The following is a 20,415-nucleotide window of genomic DNA, read 5'->3' as shown; positions in this document are numbered from 1 at the left end:
ACACTCGCCAAAGGCGAGTGTTTTTTAATTGATTTTTGCATATACACGTGCATCACGTAAGCTACCATCTGGTGCTAGGAAATCATTTTCCATTGTCCCTTCTAGAATGAATTCTAGACGTTCTGCTAAGCTACATGCATTTATATTTGTTGCATCAGTACGAATTTCAATTCTTCTAGCGCCTAGTTTATCAAAGGCGAACTGAATTGCACCTTTAACAGCTTCGGTCATATAGCCTTGTTTTGTATAGGCACTATGTAGCCAGAAGTGAAGTGAAAACTTTGGAATATCCCAGATTTCAGGCTTTAGTGTAATTGCTCCGATGAATGTACCAGATACTTTATCGTATAAGTGAAAATCAAGTGTTTCACGAAGTAAAAACTGTCCGTGAGCTTCGCGAACAATTTCTTCAGCACTCTCTTCTGTTTCAGCGTTAATTGGTATCCACGGTACTAAGTCTTCTAGAGAAGCTTGGATTGCTTCATATACTTCTGCACCATCACCTGGAAATGGTTTACGAACTTGCAAGCGTTCAGTTTGAAATAATGTTGGAAAATCTAATAATAATGGTTTCAAGAGAAATCCCTCCTATTCTCTACTTTTTAGTTTAGCAAAGTAGAGCGGAATTTCAATGTTAATTCGTCATACTTTTTTCTTTCTTTCATACATTTTTAATAAGAGTGTGAACGGAGGGAAGAAAAATGTGGCGAAAAAATTGGCAAGACCGTGTAATGTCTCACATACAGGAAAACTCTTCATTATATATATTTAACGCCGTTTTATTATTGATGGGAGTAATATTCGGAGCCATTCTGGTGAATAGTTTACAAATCAATCAAAAACAAGATTTATCATTTTATTTACAACGTTTTTTTGGACAAGTCTCTAAAGGAGAATTTGCCATTGCAGGCGAAATGTTTCGAGAAAGTTACTTTTCGCAATTAAAATACATCGGATTTATTTGGATTTTAGGGATTTCAATTATTGGATTACCACTTATTTTTATTTTATTATTTGTAAAAGGAGTTGTCGTTGGATTTACAGTTGGTTTTTTAGTAAGTCAGCATGGATGGAATGGACTATTATTAGCTTTTGTATCTGTTTTGCCACAAAATTTAATTATCATTCCAGTCTTTCTCGTTATGACAACTATTGCTGCAAGTTTTTCTTTACGGATGATTAGGCATCAATTTATTAGAAAAATAACCGAGCCACTATTACCATTATTAATCCGTTATACATGCTTCTTTCTCGTAATTGGAGTGGTGTTAGCACTTGCTTCTAGTGTGGAGGCTTACGCATCACCAGTTTTAATGAAAGAAGTCGTTGAGGCTATTAATAAAAAATAAATACTTTTTGAGAATAATTATCAATTTGTTTTTATTGTTTTTTCTTTTGACAGAAGCCCTTCTTCTGATATAATGGTGTAAGAGTGGCGAGGAGGGAGTAGTACCGAATGGAAGAAAGAATTGAACGAATTAAGAAGCAATTACATGCAGCGAGCTACAAATTAACACCGCAACGTGAAGCAACAGTTCGTGTGCTGCTAGAAAATGAAGAAGATCATTTAAGCGCAGAAGATGTTTACCTCCTTGTAAAAGAAAAGTCGCCAGAGATCGGATTAGCAACCGTCTATCGAACTTTAGAACTATTATCTGAGTTAAAAGTTGTCGATAAGATTAACTTCGGAGACGGTGTTTCACGCTATGACTTACGCCAAGAAGGTGCGCAGCGTTTCCACCATCATTTGATTTGTACACAATGTGGTGCTGTACAAGAAATACAAGAAGATTTACTTGGTGAAGTGGAAAGGAAAGTAGAACGAGACTGGAGCTTTAAGGTGAAAGATCATCGTTTAACATTCCATGGGATTTGTAAAAATTGTCAAGAAAATGAAACGGATGAAAAATAACCTTTTCCTATTTATCTAGGAAGAGGTTTTTTATTTGAATAAGGTATAAATTGGTGAAAGCTTGGCATATGTTGTAATAACTTATATTTTGGAGGAATTTACAATGCGCCGAGCTTTAAAATTAACTTTTGATGGAATAAAAGTATTTTTATTATTTACAAGTTGTACGATTTTGTTTTATTTCGCTATACTATGGATAAATGAAGAATATGAAAGCTATCATCGTTATGAAAAACCTAAAGAAGAGACTGTAGAAAAAGTATCAGGGAATGAAGAACCGGCAAAGGATGCTTTCGTAAATAGAATGATGTTTTTCTATGAAAATGGGGAGTAGTGTAGAGTGGAAGATCAATTAAAAGATTTTATTCATTATATGGTTGTCGAAAAAGGATTAGCAAAGAATACAGTAGTATCTTATGAACGGGATTTAAAAAGCTACGTAAAGTATTTGCAAAATGTGGAACAGACGAAAACTTTTCATGAAGTGACCCGTTTACACATTGTTAACTTTTTGCAGTATTTAAAAGAGAACGGAAAATCTTCGAAAACATTGGCGCGTCATATCGCATCAATTCGTTCGTTCCACCAATTTTTACTTCGTGAACGAGCGGTAGAACACGATCCATCCGTACATATTGAAACGCCACAAGGGGAACGGAAATTACCAAAGGTATTATCAGTTGATGAAGTAGAGGCGTTACTTCAAACACCAAAAATGACAAGTGCTTTTGGGATTCGTGATAAGGCGATGCTAGAGTTACTGTATGCGACAGGACTTCGTGTTTCAGAATTGATTGCACTCAATTTAGAAGATGTACATTTAACGATGGGATTTGTTCGTTGCATAGGGAAAGGGAATAAAGAAAGAATTATTCCACTAGGAAGTTTAGCAACGGAAGCGATTCAAAAGTATATTGAAAAAGGAAGAAGAGAATTAATGGGGAAAAAAGTAGTAGATGCACTCTTTTTAAACCATCATGGTAATCGATTATCAAGACAAGGATTTTGGAAAATATTAAAACGATTAGCGAAAGAGGCAAATATTGAAAAAGAACTTACACCTCATACGTTGCGTCACTCGTTTGCTACGCACTTATTAGAAAATGGAGCAGATTTACGTGCTGTACAAGAAATGCTTGGACATGCAGATATTTCAACTACGCAAATCTATACGCACGTTTCAAAAACTAGATTAAAAGATGTATATAAACAGTTTCATCCGAGAGCATAGTTACTATGCTCTTTTTTTCATAGATTAAGAGGGGAAGACCGTTTCACAGAAACTTCACAAACATTTCGTATATTGTTTTCAGCAGAAGACTGGAATATTACAATGTATTTCCTCTATACTAAATAAAGTATAAAGGAGGAAATGATGATGAAAAAACTGATTATAACTTTATTTATCGCGATGCTAGCGTTGGCTGGCTGTAATACAAACAAAGAAGAACCGAAAAAAGAACAGAAACTTGAAGCTGTAAAAGTAGCAGTCCAAACAAATCCGAAAGAAATTAAACCAGGTGAAAAAACAGAAGTACAAGCACTTGTTACACAAGGGAAAGAAAAAGTAACGGATGCCGATGATGTAAAGTTTGAAATTTGGAAAGATGGCGACGAAAAGCATGAGATGTTTGATGGTAAGCATAAAGGAAAAGGTGTTTATGCAGTAGAGAAAACATTCGAAACGGATGGAGTATACCATATTATTGCTCACACAAATGCACGTGAAATGCACGTTATGCCAGAAGTGAAAGTTGCTGTAGGAAATACGAAAGTAGAAGATGCGAAAAAAGAAAATAGTAATCACAGTGCAGGACATGGAGATCATAAAAGTGACACAATGATCCATCTTATGGCTGGAGACATAAAGGCAAATGCTGAATCTACAATGAAAGTTCATTTAAAGCAAAAAGAAGAAGCATTAACTGGTGCTGAAGTACAACTAGAGATTTGGAAAGATGGTGTTGAAAAACACGAATTTATTCCAGCGAAAGAAGGGAATAAAGGAGAGTATGAAACGAAACATACTTTCAAAGAGAACGGTGCTTACAAAGTGAAAGTACATGTAAGAAAAGGCGAATTGCATGAACATAAAGAAGAAACAATAGAAGTAAAATAAAAAGTAGCTCTTTAGAGCTACTTTTTATTTTTAATATGAAGAAATAAATCATAAAAAATTAGCACTTCGTTGCAGAATGGATTACAATAGAAGTGTGAAGAAAATGAGAAATTCTACGAAAATGTATTAAAAAGAAAGCGTAAACATGTTATGATATCAGTATCAGATGTCTGACATCTGACTTAGAAAAAACTAGAAATGTTTTTGAATCGTTTCAAGTAAACGAAATAGGTTAGAAAATGATTTAAAGAAGTACTGTTTGACAATGAGAATTCTTTTGGATAACAGTTTCACTTTATAGCGTTTTGAACATACTACAAGAAGTAGAACTGAACTTATAGGAGGTCGCAGTTATGAATAAATATAAACGTATATTCCTAGTCGTAATGGACTCTGTGGGAATCGGTGAAGCACCAGATGCTGAGCAATTTGGTGATCTAGGATCTGACACAATTGGTCACATTGCTGAACATATGAATGGGTTACAAATGCCTAACATGGTGAAATTAGGTCTTGGTAACATTCGAGAAATGAAAGGTATCTCTAAAGTAGAGAAACCACTTGGATATTACACAAAAATGCAAGAGAAATCTACTGGTAAAGATACAATGACAGGTCACTGGGAAATCATGGGCCTTTACATTGATACACCATTCCAAGTGTTCCCAGAAGGATTCCCGAAAGAATTACTTGATGAATTAGAAGAAAAAACAGGCCGTAAAATTATCGGTAATAAGCCAGCTTCTGGAACTGAGATTCTTGATGAACTTGGTCAAGAGCAAATGGAAACAGGCTCTTTAATCGTTTATACTTCTGCTGATAGCGTATTGCAAATTGCAGCACACGAAGAAGTAGTGCCACTTGATGAATTATATAAAATTTGTAAAATTGCACGTGAATTAACATTAGATGAGAAATACATGGTAGGTCGTGTTATTGCTCGTCCATTCGTTGGTGAACCTGGAAACTTTACACGTACACCAAACCGTCATGACTATGCATTAAAACCATTCGGTCGTACAGTAATGAATGAATTAAAAGATAGTGACTACGATGTAATTGCTATCGGTAAAATCTCTGATATTTATGATGGCGAAGGGGTAACTGAATCACTTCGTACGAAGTCTAACATGGATGGAATGGATAAGCTTGTAGATACATTAAATATGGACTTTACAGGTCTTAGCTTTTTAAACTTAGTTGACTTTGATGCATTATTCGGCCACCGCCGTGATCCACAAGGATACGGAGAAGCTCTGCAAGAATATGATGCACGTCTTCCAGAAGTATTCGCAAAACTAAAAGAAGATGATCTATTATTAATTACAGCAGACCACGGTAATGATCCAATTCACCCTGGTACTGACCATACACGTGAATATGTACCATTATTAGCATATAGCCCAAGCATGAAAGAAGGCGGACAAGAGTTACCACTTCGTCAAACATTTGCTGATATTGGTGCAACAGTAGCAGAAAACTTCGGTGTGAAAATGCCAGAATACGGAACAAGCTTCTTAAACGAGCTAAAGAAATAGGGGGATAAACAAATGAATCGTGAACTTATTACAAAATCAGCTTCATACTTAAAAGAGAAATTTCAAGAGACACCACAAGTAGGACTAATCCTTGGATCAGGACTAGGTGTATTAGCAGACGAAATTGAGAACGCAGTAACAGTACCTTACAGTGAAATCCCTGAATTCCCAGTATCAACTGTAGAAGGCCATGCAGGTCAACTAGTATTTGGTACACTTCAAGGTGTAACAGTAGTAGCAATGCAAGGACGTTTCCACTTCTATGAAGGATACGACATGCAAAAAGTAACATTCCCAGTTCGTGTTATGAAAGAACTAGGTGTAGAAACAGTAGTTGTAACAAACGCAGCTGGTGGTGTAAATACATCATTTGAGCCAGGCGATCTTATGTTAATTTCAGACCACATTAACTTCATGGGTACGAATCCATTAATCGGACCGAATGATTCTGAAATGGGCGTACGTTTCCCTGATATGTCTACATCATATACAGTAGAACTTCGCGAAATGGCGAAACAAGTTGCAGCAGACTTAAATATTAAAGTACAAGAAGGTGTATACGTAGGAATGACAGGTCCTGTATATGAAACACCTGCTGAAATTCGTATGCTTCGTACACTTGGCGGAGATGCAGTTGGTATGTCAACAGTACCTGAAGTAATTGTAGCGCGTCATGCTGGTATGAAAGTATTAGGTATTTCTTGTATTTCAAATATGGCAGCTGGTATTTTAGATCAGCCACTTCACCACGATGAAGTAATTGAAACGACAGAACGTGTTAAAGCTAACTTCTTAGCATTACTAAAAGCAATCGTAAAACAAATGAAGGGGTGACTTCACAATGAGAATGGTGGACCTAATTGCAAAAAAACGTGACGGACATGCATTAACGACAGAAGAAATTAACTTTATTGTTGAAGGATATACAAATGGTGATATTCCTGATTATCAAGTAAGTTCACTTGCAATGGCAATTTTCTTCCAAGATATGAACGATCAAGAGCGTGCTGATTTAACGATGGCAATGGTAAATAGCGGTGATACAATCGACTTATCAGCTATTGAAGGTGTAAAAGTAGATAAGCATTCGACAGGTGGTGTTGGTGATACAACGACACTTGTATTAGGTCCATTAGTAGCTGCTTTAGGTGTACCAGTAGCGAAAATGTCTGGACGCGGTTTAGGACATACTGGTGGTACAATTGATAAATTAGAAGCAGTTCCAGGATTCCATGTGGAAATTGAAAACGATGAATTCATGCGTCTTGTAAATGAAAACAAAATCGCTGTTATCGGCCAAAGTGGTAACTTAACACCTGCTGATAAAAAGTTATATGCACTTCGTGATGTAACAGCAACAGTAAACTCAATTCCGCTTATTGCAAGTTCGATTATGAGTAAAAAAATTGCTGCTGGTGCAGATGCAATTGTTCTTGATGTAAAAACTGGAGCAGGTGCATTTATGAAAACGGATGAAGATGCAAAACGTTTAGCAGAAGCAATGGTACGCATCGGTAATAACGTTGGTCGTAATACGATGGCAGTTATTTCTGATATGAGTCAACCACTCGGTGAAGCTATCGGTAACGCATTAGAAGTACAAGAAGCAATTGATACATTACAAGGTAAAGGGCCGAAAGATTTAGAAGAGCTATGTTTAACACTTGGAAGTCAAATGGTGTACCTTGCTGGACAAGCTTCATCTTTAGAAGATGCACGTGAAAAGCTAATTGAAGTAATGAACAACGGAAAAGCGCTAGAATCATTTAAAACGTTCTTATCAGCGCAAGGTGGCGACGCATCTGTTGTTGATGACCCTTCTAAATTGCCACAAGCACAATTTAAAATTGAAGTGGAAGCGAAAGAAGACGGATATGTATCAGAAATCGTTGCAGACGAAATCGGAACAGCAGCAATGCTTTTAGGAGCAGGACGTGCAACGAAAGAGTCTAAAATTGATTTAGCAGTTGGTCTAATGCTGCGCAAAAAAGTAGGCGATAGCGTGAAGCAAGGTGAATCCCTTGTTACAATTTACACAAACCGCGAAAATGTTGAAGATGTAAAAGCGAAAATTTATGAGAACATGAAGATCTCTAAAGAACACGTAGATGCACCAACTTTAGTACACGGTATCGTAACGAAGTAATAAAAAAAAGCTGAGGAGATTTCTCCTTGGCTTTTTTTACTATTTTTTGTTTATAATAATAATGGGTGAAATTATGATTAGAATTTGTGCAGTAACAAAAACTGATGAAGTATTATATGATGTTTCTCTAGAAGAAACAAAGAAAGACCATATTGTATGGTATTGGCTAGATTTATATAAGCCAACGAAAGAAGAGTATACATATATTCTGCAAGACCATTTTAAGTTCCATCCCCTTGCAATTGAAGACTGTCTAGAATATGTACAGAGGCCAAAAGTTGATTTTTATGATGGATATAACTTTTTAGTTCTTCACGCGTTTGGAGAAGATGGGCTAGAACCACATGAAATTGATTTGTTTGTTAGTGATCGCTATATTGTTTCTTTCCATTTTTCTCATAATAATGCAATTGAAAGAGTATGGAAAACACTTGGTGAGAAGAGGCGGATTAAGAAAGGGCCTTTACATGTAGCACATACGATTACTGATCAAATTGTAGATGATTATTTCGCACCTGTATATTACATTGAAGATCATTTAAATGCGATTGATGATAATTTAACAGGTGAGACAGCAGGAGCCCTGCTAGAAGAAGTATTTGATATTAGGGCAGATTTATCTAAGTTAAGACGTACAATTATTCCAATGCGTGATTTATTGTATCGTATTTTGAATTCCACTCGTTTTTACGGTATAAGTGATCATGAGATTTATTTTAAAGATATACATGATCATTTACTTAAACTTACGGAAATGATTGAGGCAAGTCGAGAGTTAACGGCGGATATTCGGGATAGTTATTTTTCATTAAACTCACATCATATGAATAACATTATGAAAACATTAACTGTATTCTCGACTATTTTCATGCCATTAACATTTATTGCGGGAGTATATGGAATGAACTTTACGCATATGCCAGAGCTTGGTGGACAATATAGTTATTTTATTTGTCTTCTTCTAATGGCATTAATTGGCGGCGGAATGATGGCCTGGTTTTATAAAAAAGGATGGTTTAAGTAAAAAACACCGAGGATTTCCCCGGTGTTTTTTCTTAACCAATAGCATGTAATACAAACATAGCTAAGAATAAGCATGTAATGATATACATAGATGGTGCGACTTCTTTACGCTTTCCAAGAGCAACTTTTAAGATAGGGTAAGCAATAAATCCGAACGCAATGCCATCAGCGATACTATATGTGAGCGGGATCATGACGATAATTAAGAACGCTGGAAATCCTTCTGAAAAATCGTTCAGAGGAATTTGCTGAATGCTTGTAATCATCAGGCCGCCAATAATAATTAAGATTGGTGCAATGGCACTATCAGGAATTAGTTTGACAAACGGAAGTGCAAACAATGATGCAAAGAATAACAACCCCGTAACGATAGACGTCAGACCTGTCTTTCCGCCTGCAGTAATACCTGCGGCACTCTCTACTGTTGATACGGTAGGGCTTGTGCCAAATAGACCACATGTCATTGCTGAAATTGCATTGGCTTGGTAAGCACGTGGGAATTTACGGTCATCTTCTAATAAACCGTGCAGAAGTCCCATGTTCTCAAAAATAAGCACCATGCTTAAGGAGAATGTTGCAATCCAAAACGGTAAGGAAGAAAGTTTGCCAAATGACATAGCTCCAAACACATCGCCGTAATTAGCGAATGAGAATGAACTATTTCCGATTTGACTTGTATCAACAAGGCCAAATAGCCATGCAATACCAGTTCCTATTGCAATCGTCCATAAAAAGTTTCCACGTACGTTACGAATAAATAGTACAAGTGCAACGATAAGAGTAAGCACGGTCGCAAGAACGACAGGGTTACTTAATTTACCCATTGCAACAGCAGTATTTGGGTTCGAAACGACTAAACCACCTTTTTGCAATCCGATAAACGCTAAAAATAATCCGATGCCGACAGTAATTGCTTCCTTTAATGACTTTGGAATTGATACTGATAGCACGCGAGCGATTGGTGTAAAAGCGGCAATTGCAAAAATAATACCAGAGATAAAGACAGCAGCCAATGCTTCTTGCCAAGTTAGTCCAAGCGTATGCACAGCTGTGTACGTGAAGAATGCATTTACACCCATACCAGGGACAAGAATAGCAGGTGCATTTGCCCAAAATGCCATGAGTAGACATCCGACAAATGAACTGAAAACAGTTGCTAAAATTCCAGCTTCAAGAGGAATGCCAGCATCGGATAAAATTGACGCATTTACAATCATAATATATACGATCGTGAAAAATGACGTAACTCCAGCTAAAACTTCTTGTTTTGGTGATGTTTCGTGTAAACCTAATTTAAATGTTCTTTCAAGTATTCCTTTCATGTTAAACCTTCTTTTTCATATCCCTCTCCCACCCGTGATATCTCTTTCGTAAGAGCTCACCGTCCTTTATTATATCAGAACATCATGTTTTTACAACAAGGAAAATGATAACGTTTACTTATAAATGAAATTATTTATAAATACGTAAAAATTGCCCGTATTGTTGAAATAATTTCTAACTCTCCCGATTGAATGGGTGGAGCTGCTTGCGCATGTAAAGTAGCATAAGACGTAACCTCCCTTGGTAATTGGGCAGATTCTTCAACGAATGAGAGGGGAACGGGATTAATATTTAAATTATATGTACTCGCAATAGCACGAGCTTTTTCTACTGCCTGGTGCAGAGCTTGAATGAGAGCTTGCTCATAATATTTATTTGGATGAGATACTCGGAAACGTAACCCTTTTGCTACATTTGCTCCATTTGAAACGGCTATATCATATACTTCCCCAGCTTTTTGTACATTTAAAACGGTAATTTCATACAAATGCTCTACACGGTATCCTTGCAGCAATGCTTTATCATTTACATATTCGTATTGAGGAGTAATTGTATAAGAAATCGTCTCTATATCTTTATCGGCAATACCAAGCTGTTTAAGTGCATCCAGCAATTGTTTGGATTGCACTGCATTTTCTTCTTGAGCCTGTTTTACATTTTTATCATCTGTTCGAATGCCGAGTGTTAATATAACAACATTCGGTTTTGCTTTTACAACACCTTCTCCTTGTACAGTAATAGTAGCTTCTTTACCAGTATTAGCAGTGCGTACGTTGTGTAAATAAGGATTCATTCCACCCTGCATTTTCCATCACCATCCTTTTTATATGTATATGTGTGAACAAAAAAGAAATTTATATGAAAAAAGTTACATAAATGAGAATGTTGAGGAAAGAAAGCATATACAACATAGGTATTTATAGATTATAATATGTGTAAATATGATAAAAAAGGGACGAGGCTATTGAACGAAAAAAGAGAAACGCTGATTTTAGATTTATCTGCATCATTTCGAAAAATGATACGTTTATTACAAAATGATATTAATACACGTTTTGCAGAACATATGCCATATAATGAATTTTCTGTATTACGTGCGTTATTTTTAAACAGTCCACAGATGGCTTCGCAAATTGCGAGTGAAGTAAACGTAACCTCCAGTCATATTACAGCTGTTACAGATCGTCTCGTACGAAAAGGATTAGTAGAAAGAAAACGTTCTAATTCAGATCGTCGAATCGTGTACTTAGAAATTACAGAGCACGGAAGAGAAGTAACTGAAAAACTTGAAGCTGTGCGTAAAGAATATTATAAAGAGAGATTTAAAGGTTGGAGCGACCAAGAAATAGAAATGGTCTTAGAACTATTTGGCCGCGTATTATAATAAATGAGGATAGGAAGCGAAAGCACTCCTATCCTTTTTCTTTTGAATAAAAATATTTTGAAACTCCGATACTTTAATTAAAAGATCGGAGGAAAGATTATGAAATATATTGCTGCACTTACCATTTTATTTGGTAGTTTTTTCTGTTTTCAAACATTCACGTACGCAGATACGCCTATCCAAGTGGTGCGAAAAGAAGTGAAGTACATCGAAAACGATAATACAGTCTTATATTCGAAATTATGGGTTCGTTCTATGCAAAACGCAGTATTATTCCACCATAGCGATAATATTCGTAATCGGGACACATTACGTAATGTAACAAGTTCATCGCTTGTTAAAGCGAAGCAACTATCTTTTCAGAAAGCAGCACTTTATATACCGAGACTATCGCAATACGTATCAAAAATAGGGAAAGAAAACATTCAAGTGTACTACATTGCGATTCACTATAATGTGAAAAAAGAAAATGCATATCAATTAGATGGCATGAACTATTTTCTACAAGTATTCGTAAAAGAGCGTGGGGAATGGAAAATTGCCGAAAGTGTAGTTGCACCGACAGAGCAAATTGTGCAAAATGGTGATGGATTTGGGATGAAAGAAGAGATGGTGTATGGGGATAGGAGAGAGAATGTAAAATAACCTCCTCTTTAAGAGGAGGTTATTTCACACGCCAAGAAAATTTAAATTTTAATAAGCGAGATAATAGTAGGTAGACTATCGTACTGGTCCCTATAAAACCAATATAATAATTTAAGATAGAACGACTTCCGCCCGCTGCCATTCCTCCAAACATTCCAATAAAGATTACACAACATATCATACATAGTGTTTTAAGCTTCGGATATAATAGAAAGTTTCCGTTTTGTTCATTAGGTGATCTTGTATATAAGTACATTCCTAAAGGGAATAGAATAAGTATATTTGCAATTGGACCGGTAAGTTTTGTTGCTGAAGGAATATACGTAAAATTAGGTTCATCATGACGTACGCCTTGTTGATCAGTATAAGCACGTTGAGGATCGTAATTAAAATTAATATTGAATCCACGAACGGGCGCTAAAATACTCATTTTTTCTATTACTGAACCGTAACGATCTACATTTTCCTCCGTATAGACGGTATGATTGGAAGTAAGTCCAACCGTATGAATAGAAATAGCTCCGGCAATTAGAGTCGGCAAAATAAAAGGGAATCCAAGTATAGCAACACTGAAGAATCCTTGTGAAATCATATTACCAGCAATTGTTCCTATGCATAATGCAAGTGTATAGATAGCAATTAAGATGATAACCATGTACAAGAAGTAAGTATGAAATGGTGAAAATATTTGATACTTATTATGAAAGGTTGTCTTTTTCATAATAGCAAAAAGCCCCCAATTTAGTATAACGATAGCTACAATATTACACACACCAAAAAGCCATTTCGTTATGAAGAGATGTTTTCGTTTAAATGGCATAGACCATAAAATGTCACTTGATTGATTTTGACGTTCCCATCCAATAAGAATGCACGCTAATATAATAAGGAGTCCTCCTTGAACCATGATAGCATCGGGAAGTGAAAGTTGATAATGGTATCGGTATATATATTTCCATTCATTATGTTCATGAAAATATTTTAATTGCTCGGCAGCTGCTAAATAGTATTTATATAATAGTACATAAAAACTTACTAACCAAAGTAGCCAAACAATATATTTACTTTGTTTGTAGGTATGCACCCATAATGCTTTTTGAAACATAGGATCTCTCCTTTAAAAAACTTTATAGTTTGTAAGACGTGATAATATAAAATAAGTGACGATTCCAAATAAAAAGAATCCAACATAGTAACTAAATAATAAATCAAAACGTTTTAACATTTGCCCACCTATTAATGCAAAATAAAAGGTAGTACACCACATCCAGAGTGAGTTGTATTTTGGAAAAAGGAAAATTTTCTTATTATGTTCATTAGGTGACCTTGCATAGAGAAACATCCCAATAAGCAAACTGAAAATTGTATAGAAGATAGGAACAAGTATTATTTTTGCAGAGTAATAACTATGAAAAGTAGGTCCCCTTTGTATTACTTTTCCATGATCTTCATCTGATTGGGCAGTAGGGTGGTAATTATAACTAATTGAAAAGTCTAATATAGCGCTTGAAATGTTGGTTTTTTTATTGAATTTATAAACGTTTTCGAAACTTGTATAACTTTTATTTTCGTGTATTGCTTCAGCATGAGCTGTAAAGAAAAGGAGTAAGAGTGAAAAGATTCCCATTCCCATTATGCAAAAAGTAATGCTGAAGATGCTTTGTGAAATAATACTGCCAGTAAATGTACCTATACATAAAGAGACAGTATAGATAGCGATATATGTGAAAATTGCATACAAGAAATATCGATGAAACGGTTCGAAAGATTGATATTCAAAGTGAATCGTAGATTTATAAATAAAATACATAAGACCCCAATTGATTAGAAATGATAGTACAATGAAAAATCCACCAAAAACCCACTTCGATAAGAACATATCACGTCTTTTAAATGGAAATGTCATAAGTGAATCTCCATTTTGATTACTTCGCTCCCAGCCAATTAATATACAGGATAGGATAATTGTAATAATACCTAACAAAAAGCTATTAGAAGAATGAAAAGAATAATGATAGTAGAACTTTTCTTCACCTATTTTTTCTGGATGGAGAAAGAGAGACTGTTGAGTTTCTGCTGCTTGATAGTATTCGAAAGATAAAAAATAAAGTGAACTGAAGAGAAAAAGTAACACAGCATATTTCCCACGCTTCCAATTCCACATCCACAACACCTTATGAAACATACCCATCCTCCTCCAGTGTCGTAACGAAGACATCTTCAAGTGACATTGTTAATTCTTCAATGAGTATAGGTTGCTCTTTATAAAACTTCTCAAGCGTTACAGCTACATTTCCTTCAATTAAAATCGTATATACTTTTCCCGTTTGATTTAATATTTTAATATTGCTTAAGTTTTCTAGTTTTTGAGGTAGTGAACGTTCATAAGCTACTTGGATTTTAGCAAATTGTGATTTTGCATCGTCTAGCGATGTAATAGAAGATACGGTATGTCCTTTTAATATGATGATTGTATCTGCAATTTGTTCAACTTCATCTAAATGATGGGTAGATATGAAAATGGTAATCTCTTTTTCTGCAACTTCTCCAACGAGAAACTGTAAAATCTGCCTTTTAACGATAGGATCAAGTCCGTTTGTTGGTTCATCTAAAATAATATATTCTGCCTGTGCAGCAACAGCTAAAATGATGGCAAGCAGTGCCTTCATTCCTTTTGAATAACTACGAATTCGTTTGTTTGGTAAGTTGAAACGTTCTAGTAGTTCGTAGAAATATGGTTCATCAAATGCTGTATAAACTGCTTTATAAAACTTCACGATTTCTTTTACTGTATAACCGTTCAGTATGTTAGTAGAATCCGGGACATATACGATTTTTTGTTTCGTTTCAGGATTCTTATGAATGTCGATATCCTCATATGTAACAGTTCCCTCATCTGGGTCTAAAATGCCGACTATCGTTCGTAATAAAGTTGTTTTCCCCGCACCATTTCTTCCAAGTAATCCGATGATACTACCTCTTTGTAATGTGAAAGAAACATCGTCTAAAATTGTTTGATTATCAATTGTTTTCTTCAAGCTTGTCACTTTCAACATCCGTATTCCCTCCAATCTCTTTATAGTATGAATCTATCCAATCATGAATTTTATCTTTCGTAATACCAAGATAAGAGGCTTCTAATAGTAATTGATGAAATTGCTTTTCAACCATAGCGATTTTCCTTTCGTCTAATGTTGGGGTAATCGATTGGGATACAAATGTTCCTTTTCCTCGTAACGTTTCAATAATTCCTTGTCGCTCTAACTCTTGATACGCTTTACTCACTGTATTTGGATTTATAACGAGTAAAGAAGCGAGTTCGCGTACAGAAGGAAGTTTATCACTTGGAGCCAACATGTTTTTCAATACGAGTTCTTTTATATTTTGAACAATTTGTTCCCATATCGGAGTGTTGCTTCTTGGGTCAAGTTGAATATGCAAGAGCAATGTCTCCTTCCTCATATGTATTAAGTGTACTACTGCGTGTAATACACTTAATACAATATAGGGGACGAATGTATTTGTCAACTGAAAATAATAGAAAAAATTGGTATTAAAAAAAGGAGAATTGGAAAAAATAGGTCTGATATAGAATGGAGGGTTAGTCATGAAGCGAGTTTTTGGAATACTTGTTTGTTTCATGTTATTGCTTTCTGGAACTTCAGTGAGTTTTGCGCAATCTGAAAAAACGAAGCAGGAGAAAACAGAAGAAACAACGCCGAAGTTAGCGGAACAAGCGTCGTCAGCAATCGTAATTGAGCAAGATACAGGTAAAGTTTTATTTGATAAAAACCCAAATGAAAAATTACCACCTGCTAGTATGACAAAGATTATGACAATGCTTTTAATTATGGAACAAGTTGAAAAAGGAAAACTAAAACTGACCGATAAAGTTAGAGCAAGCGAACATGCAGCTTCAATGGGTGGATCGCAAATCTTTTTAGAACCTGGGGAAGAGATGACTGTAAATGAGATGTTAAAGGGTATTGCAATTGCATCTGGAAATGACGCATCTGTTGCAGTAGCCGAGCACATCGCAGGTTCAGAAGAAGGATTTGTAAATATGATGAACAAAAAGGCGAAAGATTTAGGGCTGAAAAATACACATTTTCAAAATCCAACAGGTCTTCCGGCCAAAGACCATTATTCGACAGCAAATGATATGGCTATAATGGCGAGAGAATTGATGAAGTATCCACTTATTCGTAAATACACAGGTAAGTACGAAGATTATTTACGTGAAGATACGGATAAAAAGTTTTGGCTCGTTAATACGAATAAACTAGTACGTTTTTATCCTGGCGTAGATGGAGTAAAAACAGGTTTTACGACAGAAGCGAAATATTGTTTAACAGCATCGGCTGAAAAAAATGGTATGCGTGTCATTTCAGTTGTCATGGGAGCACCAACATCAAAAGAACGGAACAACCAAGTGACAAAGCTTCTTGACTATGCATTTGGACAATATATGACAAAGAAATTGTATACGCGCGGCGAAAAAATTAAGACAGTTCAAGTAGGAAAAGGGAAAAAAGAAAAAGTAGATTTAGTTGCGTCAGATAATGTTTCTCTTCTTATGAAGAAGGGCGAGAATATGGACAAGGTAAAACAAGAAGTAATTGCTGAAAAGAAAGTAAAAGCACCGATTAAAAAAGGTGACGCGCTTGGCACCCTTGTTATAAAAAAAGATAAAGATGTTTTATTAAAACAAACAATTATAGCAAAAGAAGATGTTGCTGCAGCGAGCTGGTGGGAGTTATTTAAAAGAAGTTTTGGGATGTTTTCAACATCAAAATAGCGGCAAATATTTTGCCGCTTTTCTATTCGTATGTAAGTGAATAATGCTGAAAGGTTTCACTTTATGACGAAATAGTTCTTCTTTTGTCAGCAGGAAGGATTCTTATTTTATATCACGAAAATCTTTATGTATGTGAATAAGTAAAGTTTGAGCATAAGGAGGAAATCGTGTGAGTCTTTCCATGCAATTAGAAGTAAAACGTGACGTCCTATGTGTGAGACTAGAGGGTGAATTAGATCATCATACGGCTGAAGAGTTGCGAACGAAAGTAACAGATATGATTGAGACACATGGTGTTCATCATATTGTTTTGAGCCTAGAGAACTTATCGTTTATGGATAGTTCTGGTCTAGGTGTTATATTAGGCCGATATAAACACGTAAAGGGATTAGGTGGAGAAATGGTTGTTTGTGCAATTTCACCGCCTGTTAAGCGTTTATTTGAAATGTCGGGCTTATTCAAAATCGTTCGCTTAGAAGAAAGTGAAGCGCACGCGCTCGCGACGTTGGGGGTGGCATAGATGAGAAATGAAATGAACCTTCAATTTTCAGCATTAAGTCAAAATGAATCATTCGCTCGCGTTACAGTGGCGGCTTTCATTGCACAACTAGATCCAACGATGGAAGAATTAACGGAGATTAAAACAGTTGTGTCAGAAGCGGTTACAAATGCAATTATTCATGGATACGAAGGAAATGCAGAAGGTATTGTTTATATTTCTGTAATTTTGGAAGAAGCAATGGTGAAACTCACGATTCGAGATGAAGGGATTGGAATCTTTAACTTAGATGAAGCGAGACAACCCCTTTTTACAACTAAACCTGAATTAGAGCGTTCCGGAATGGGATTTACTATCATGGAAAATTTTATGGATGAAGTAGAAGTTATTTCAAACGAATCTTTCGGGACAACAATCCATTTGACAAAATACTTATCAAATAGTAACGCTCTATGCAATTAAGGAGAATAGCCTATGGACATAGAGGTCAAAAATGAGAAGAAGAAACCTCAGTTAAAGGACCACGAGCTAAAAGCGTTAATTCAAAAAAGTCAAGATGGAGATCAACAAGCGAGAGATACAATCGTTCAAAGTAATATGCGCCTCGTTTGGTCGGTTGTACAGCGGTTTCTTAATCGAGGATACGAACCAGACGACCTATTTCAAATTGGATGTATTGGACTCTTGAAATCGGTAGATAAATTTGATTTATCTTTCGACGTGAAATTTTCAACATATGCAGTTCCAATGATTATTGGTGAAATACAACGTTTCTTACGCGATGATGGATCAGTGAAAGTTAGTAGGTCTTTAAAAGAAACCGGAAACAAAATTCGAAAGATGAGAGATGAGCTTTCGAAAGAATTCGGAAGGGCTCCAACGATTAATGAAGTGGCAGAGGCACTAGAACTAACGCCAGAGGAAGTTGTTCTAGCACAAGAAGCGAGCCGGGCCCCTTCATCTATACATGAAACTGTATATGAAAACGATGGAGATCCAATCACTATTTTAGATCAAATTGCAGATCAATCTGAAACGAAATGGTTCGATAAAATTGCTTTAAAAGAAGCGATTAGAGAACTAGATGAACGAGAGCGCTTAATTGTATACTTGCGTTACTATAAAGATCAAACACAGTCAGAAGTAGCCGAGCGCATAGGCATTTCGCAAGTACAAGTTTCAAGACTTGAAAAGAAAATATTAAAACAGATGAAAGATCGAATAGACGAATAATTGTCTATTCGATTTTTTTATGCCGTTAATAGGAGAGAGATGTTAATTTTTGCAAAAATTAACAGAATTTATTGATAATTTAGTCAATTTAAAATATAATCCAAGTATGAACTTGTCATAAAGGGGGAAGGAAACATGGAAACGAGGCAACAATGGGGAACGAGAGCTGGATTTATTTTCGCAGCGGTCGGATCTGCCGTTGGATTAGGAAACATATGGCGTTTTCCTTATACAGCGTATGAAAATGGAGGAGGAGCATTCTTTTTACCGTATTTATTTGCATTATTAACGACTGGTATTTCATTGTTAGCGTTTGAGTTTGCCCTTGGTCATCGTCATCGTGGCTCAGCACCACTTACATTTTTCCGTATTAGCCCGCGTGCAGAATTTATTGGATGGTGGCAAATGTGCGTAACATTTATTGTTTCAACATATTATGCAGTGATTATTGCTTGGTCTATATCGTATACATACTTTGCAATTACTGGAGCATGGGGAAAAGACACGCAATCATTTTTATTTAAAGAGTACTTACATGTTGCAGATAAGCCAGGACAATTTGGAGGACTTGTACCAGAAGTATTAATTCCGTTAGCTCTCGTTTGGATTATTGTGCTTGGCGTTGCATTTAAAGGAGTTAAAAAAGGAATCGAAGTTGTTAACCGTATATTTATTCCTTTATTAGTTGTTATGTTCCTTATTATTGTTGTTCGTGCAGTGACGATGGAAGGTGCTATGCAAGGACTAGATGCATTCTTTAAACCAGATTGGAGTCGTATTTTTGATGGGAAAGTATGGCTTGCTGCTTACGGTCAAATATTCTTTAGTTTATCTTTAGCATTTGGAATTATGATTACGTATTCTAGTTATTTACCAAAAAATTCGGATACAACAAATAATGCCTTTATTACTGGATTTGCAAACTCAGGATTTGAATTATTAGCAGGTATGGGGGTCTTTGCAGCTCTTGGATTTATGGCAAATAATATGGGAGTACCGGTTGATAAAGTAGCAAGTGCTGGCGTTGGGCTTGCGTTCGTAGTATTTCCTCAAATTATTAATGAATTGCCGATGTCACCGTTGTTTGGTGTTTTATTTTTCTTATCGTTAACGGTTGCTGGAATTACATCACTTATTTCACTCGCGGAAGTATGCTTTGCCGCTGTATCTGAAAAATTCAGTTTAAGTCGGGAAAAAACTATTGGAATTATGGGAACCCTTCTCGTGTTAGTTTCTCTTGTTTTTGCAACACGTGGTGGACTTATGTTCTTAGATGTTGTCGACTATTTCGCTAATAATTTCGGATTAATTACAATTGCACTTGCGGAAGTAGTTACGATAGGGCTCATTTTACGCCGTTTACCAGTTTATCAAAATCATGCAAACTTTGTATCTGATATTAAATTAGGAACGTTTTGGAGAGTGAGTTTACTCGTTATTACTCCGCTTATGTTAGGGTATATGCTAATTGATGGTACAATCCAAAATATTAAAAAGAACTACGGAGATTATCCGACTGAGTTTGTTGTAACGTATGGTTGGTCGATAGCAGCAGCATTCCTCATAGTTGCAATAATCATTGGCCTGAAAAAATGGGATGCACAAATTCATTCGGATTCTGCCAAGCTTGAAAAAGAATGGAAAGATCGAGGTGTTTCATAATGAGTGGATCAGCGATTATGATGATGGTTATTGGAATAGTAGTCATTTGGGGAGGGCTTGCATTAAGTATTGCAAACTTATTTAAGAAAAAGGCATAAGTAAAAAACATCTGTACCAAAATGGTGCAGATGTT

24 protein-coding genes are annotated in these 20,415 nt (G+C 35.8%); 17 read left to right on the top strand and 7 right to left on the bottom strand.

Annotated features, from left to right (window positions below; genetic code table 11):
- Positions 1-24: 24 nt before the first annotated feature.
- Entirely contained in the window at positions 25-576 is a 552-nt protein-coding gene (locus tag ACQRBL_RS20370) for a GNAT family N-acetyltransferase (protein WP_411995608.1), read from the bottom strand.
- 155 nt (positions 577-731) lie between these two features.
- Between ACQRBL_RS20370 and spoIIM the strand changes: the two genes are divergently transcribed.
- The 9 genes from spoIIM to corA all read left to right on the top strand — a co-directional run bounded on the left by spoIIM (position 732) and on the right by corA (position 8,739).
- Positions 732-1,349, top strand: coding sequence for a stage II sporulation protein M (gene spoIIM / locus ACQRBL_RS20365; RefSeq protein WP_013142149.1), 618 nt, complete (start codon positions 732-734; stop codon positions 1,347-1,349).
- A 107-nt stretch (positions 1,350-1,456) separates the two neighbouring features.
- Complete coding sequence (locus ACQRBL_RS20360; protein WP_000392657.1) at positions 1,457-1,912, top strand: Fur family transcriptional regulator; 456 nt, start codon at positions 1,457-1,459, stop codon at positions 1,910-1,912.
- A gap of 103 nt (positions 1,913-2,015) precedes the next feature.
- Positions 2,016-2,246: a YqzK family protein gene (locus ACQRBL_RS20355; RefSeq protein WP_001250432.1), complete on the top strand. Its 231-nt coding sequence runs from the start codon at positions 2,016-2,018 to the stop codon at positions 2,244-2,246.
- A gap of 6 nt (positions 2,247-2,252) precedes the next feature.
- Positions 2,253-3,143, top strand: a complete 891-nt coding sequence (gene xerD / locus ACQRBL_RS20350; protein ID WP_000390088.1) for a site-specific tyrosine recombinase XerD — start codon at positions 2,253-2,255, stop codon at positions 3,141-3,143.
- Positions 3,144-3,290: 147 nt separating this feature from the next.
- On the top strand, positions 3,291-4,031 hold the full coding sequence (locus tag ACQRBL_RS20345) for a FixH family protein (protein ID WP_411995607.1): 741 nt from the start codon (positions 3,291-3,293) through the stop codon (positions 4,029-4,031).
- Between the two features lie 353 nt (positions 4,032-4,384).
- Complete coding sequence (deoB, locus tag ACQRBL_RS20340; protein WP_001046079.1) at positions 4,385-5,569, top strand: phosphopentomutase; 1,185 nt, start codon at positions 4,385-4,387, stop codon at positions 5,567-5,569.
- Between the two features lie 12 nt (positions 5,570-5,581).
- Positions 5,582-6,403, top strand: a complete 822-nt coding sequence (locus ACQRBL_RS20335; RefSeq protein WP_411995606.1) for a purine-nucleoside phosphorylase — start codon at positions 5,582-5,584, stop codon at positions 6,401-6,403.
- Between the two features lie 7 nt (positions 6,404-6,410).
- Positions 6,411-7,715: a pyrimidine-nucleoside phosphorylase gene (locus ACQRBL_RS20330; RefSeq protein WP_078993985.1), complete on the top strand. Its 1,305-nt coding sequence runs from the start codon at positions 6,411-6,413 to the stop codon at positions 7,713-7,715.
- A gap of 61 nt (positions 7,716-7,776) precedes the next feature.
- Positions 7,777-8,739, top strand: coding sequence for a magnesium/cobalt transporter CorA (corA, locus tag ACQRBL_RS20325; RefSeq protein WP_043924831.1), 963 nt, complete (start codon positions 7,777-7,779; stop codon positions 8,737-8,739).
- 31 nt (positions 8,740-8,770) lie between these two features.
- On the opposite strand, the gene ACQRBL_RS20320 is transcribed toward corA, so the two are convergent.
- Both ACQRBL_RS20320 and ACQRBL_RS20315 read right to left on the bottom strand, forming a co-directional pair.
- A complete protein-coding gene (locus tag ACQRBL_RS20320; protein WP_000676248.1) occupies positions 8,771-10,060 on the bottom strand; it encodes an NCS2 family permease in 1,290 nt (429 codons plus the stop codon).
- Positions 10,061-10,194: 134 nt separating this feature from the next.
- On the bottom strand, positions 10,195-10,866 hold the full coding sequence (locus ACQRBL_RS20315) for an SIMPL domain-containing protein (RefSeq protein ID WP_001161449.1): 672 nt from the start codon (positions 10,864-10,866) through the stop codon (positions 10,195-10,197).
- Between the two features lie 159 nt (positions 10,867-11,025).
- Between ACQRBL_RS20315 and ACQRBL_RS20310 the strand changes: the two genes are divergently transcribed.
- Together ACQRBL_RS20310 and ACQRBL_RS20305 are read left to right on the top strand one after the other, a co-directional pair.
- A complete protein-coding gene (locus ACQRBL_RS20310) occupies positions 11,026-11,445 on the top strand; it encodes a MarR family winged helix-turn-helix transcriptional regulator (RefSeq protein WP_001003307.1) in 420 nt (139 codons plus the stop codon).
- 99 nt (positions 11,446-11,544) lie between these two features.
- Positions 11,545-12,090: a hypothetical protein gene (locus ACQRBL_RS20305; protein ID WP_000873787.1), complete on the top strand. Its 546-nt coding sequence runs from the start codon at positions 11,545-11,547 to the stop codon at positions 12,088-12,090.
- 19 nt (positions 12,091-12,109) lie between these two features.
- Here ACQRBL_RS20305 and ACQRBL_RS20300 read toward each other — a convergent pair whose 3' ends face one another.
- From ACQRBL_RS20300 to ACQRBL_RS20285, 4 genes are read right to left on the bottom strand one after another with little or no spacing between them, the layout of a single operon-like run.
- The gene (locus ACQRBL_RS20300; protein WP_411995605.1) at positions 12,110-13,195 is read right to left on the bottom strand and encodes an ABC-2 transporter permease; all 1,086 of its coding nucleotides are present in this window, start codon (positions 13,193-13,195) and stop codon (positions 12,110-12,112) included.
- 12 nt (positions 13,196-13,207) lie between these two features.
- Positions 13,208-14,275, bottom strand: a complete 1,068-nt coding sequence (locus ACQRBL_RS20295) for an ABC transporter permease (protein ID WP_411995604.1) — start codon at positions 14,273-14,275, stop codon at positions 13,208-13,210.
- Entirely contained in the window at positions 14,265-15,146 is an 882-nt protein-coding gene (locus ACQRBL_RS20290; protein WP_000922138.1) for an ABC transporter ATP-binding protein, read from the bottom strand. Before ACQRBL_RS20290 ends, ACQRBL_RS20295 begins: the two co-directional genes overlap by 11 nt.
- Entirely contained in the window at positions 15,112-15,531 is a 420-nt protein-coding gene (locus tag ACQRBL_RS20285) for a GntR family transcriptional regulator (protein ID WP_000548027.1), read from the bottom strand. The genes ACQRBL_RS20290 and ACQRBL_RS20285 overlap by 35 nt, the downstream gene beginning before the upstream one ends.
- A 166-nt stretch (positions 15,532-15,697) precedes the next feature.
- Between ACQRBL_RS20285 and dacF the strand changes: the two genes are divergently transcribed.
- The 6 genes from dacF to ACQRBL_RS20255 all read left to right on the top strand — a co-directional run bounded on the left by dacF (position 15,698) and on the right by ACQRBL_RS20255 (position 20,380).
- Positions 15,698-16,888 (top strand): serine-type D-Ala-D-Ala carboxypeptidase DacF, encoded by a 1,191-nt coding sequence (dacF, locus tag ACQRBL_RS20280; protein WP_000831997.1) that lies wholly within the window; start codon positions 15,698-15,700, stop codon positions 16,886-16,888.
- Between the two features lie 169 nt (positions 16,889-17,057).
- Positions 17,058-17,408, top strand: coding sequence for an anti-sigma F factor antagonist (gene spoIIAA, locus ACQRBL_RS20275; RefSeq protein ID WP_000059135.1), 351 nt, complete (start codon positions 17,058-17,060; stop codon positions 17,406-17,408).
- Positions 17,409-17,849: an anti-sigma F factor gene (gene spoIIAB / locus ACQRBL_RS20270; RefSeq protein WP_001243398.1), complete on the top strand. Its 441-nt coding sequence runs from the start codon at positions 17,409-17,411 to the stop codon at positions 17,847-17,849.
- A 12-nt stretch (positions 17,850-17,861) separates the two neighbouring features.
- On the top strand, positions 17,862-18,620 hold the full coding sequence (gene sigF, locus ACQRBL_RS20265) for an RNA polymerase sporulation sigma factor SigF (RefSeq protein WP_000350729.1): 759 nt from the start codon (positions 17,862-17,864) through the stop codon (positions 18,618-18,620).
- A 135-nt stretch (positions 18,621-18,755) separates the two neighbouring features.
- Positions 18,756-20,282: a sodium-dependent transporter gene (locus ACQRBL_RS20260; RefSeq protein WP_411995603.1), complete on the top strand. Its 1,527-nt coding sequence runs from the start codon at positions 18,756-18,758 to the stop codon at positions 20,280-20,282.
- Complete coding sequence (locus ACQRBL_RS20255; protein ID WP_000016826.1) at positions 20,282-20,380, top strand: methionine/alanine import family NSS transporter small subunit; 99 nt, start codon at positions 20,282-20,284, stop codon at positions 20,378-20,380. The genes ACQRBL_RS20260 and ACQRBL_RS20255 overlap by 1 nt, the downstream gene beginning before the upstream one ends.
- Positions 20,381-20,415: the final 35 nt, after the last annotated feature.

It is taken from the genome of Bacillus sp. AF62 (assembly GCF_050312695.1).
GTDB lineage: Bacteria > Bacillota > Bacilli > Bacillales > Bacillaceae_G > Bacillus_A > Bacillus_A cereus.
This window is presented reverse-complemented; position numbering and strand designations above follow the sequence as displayed.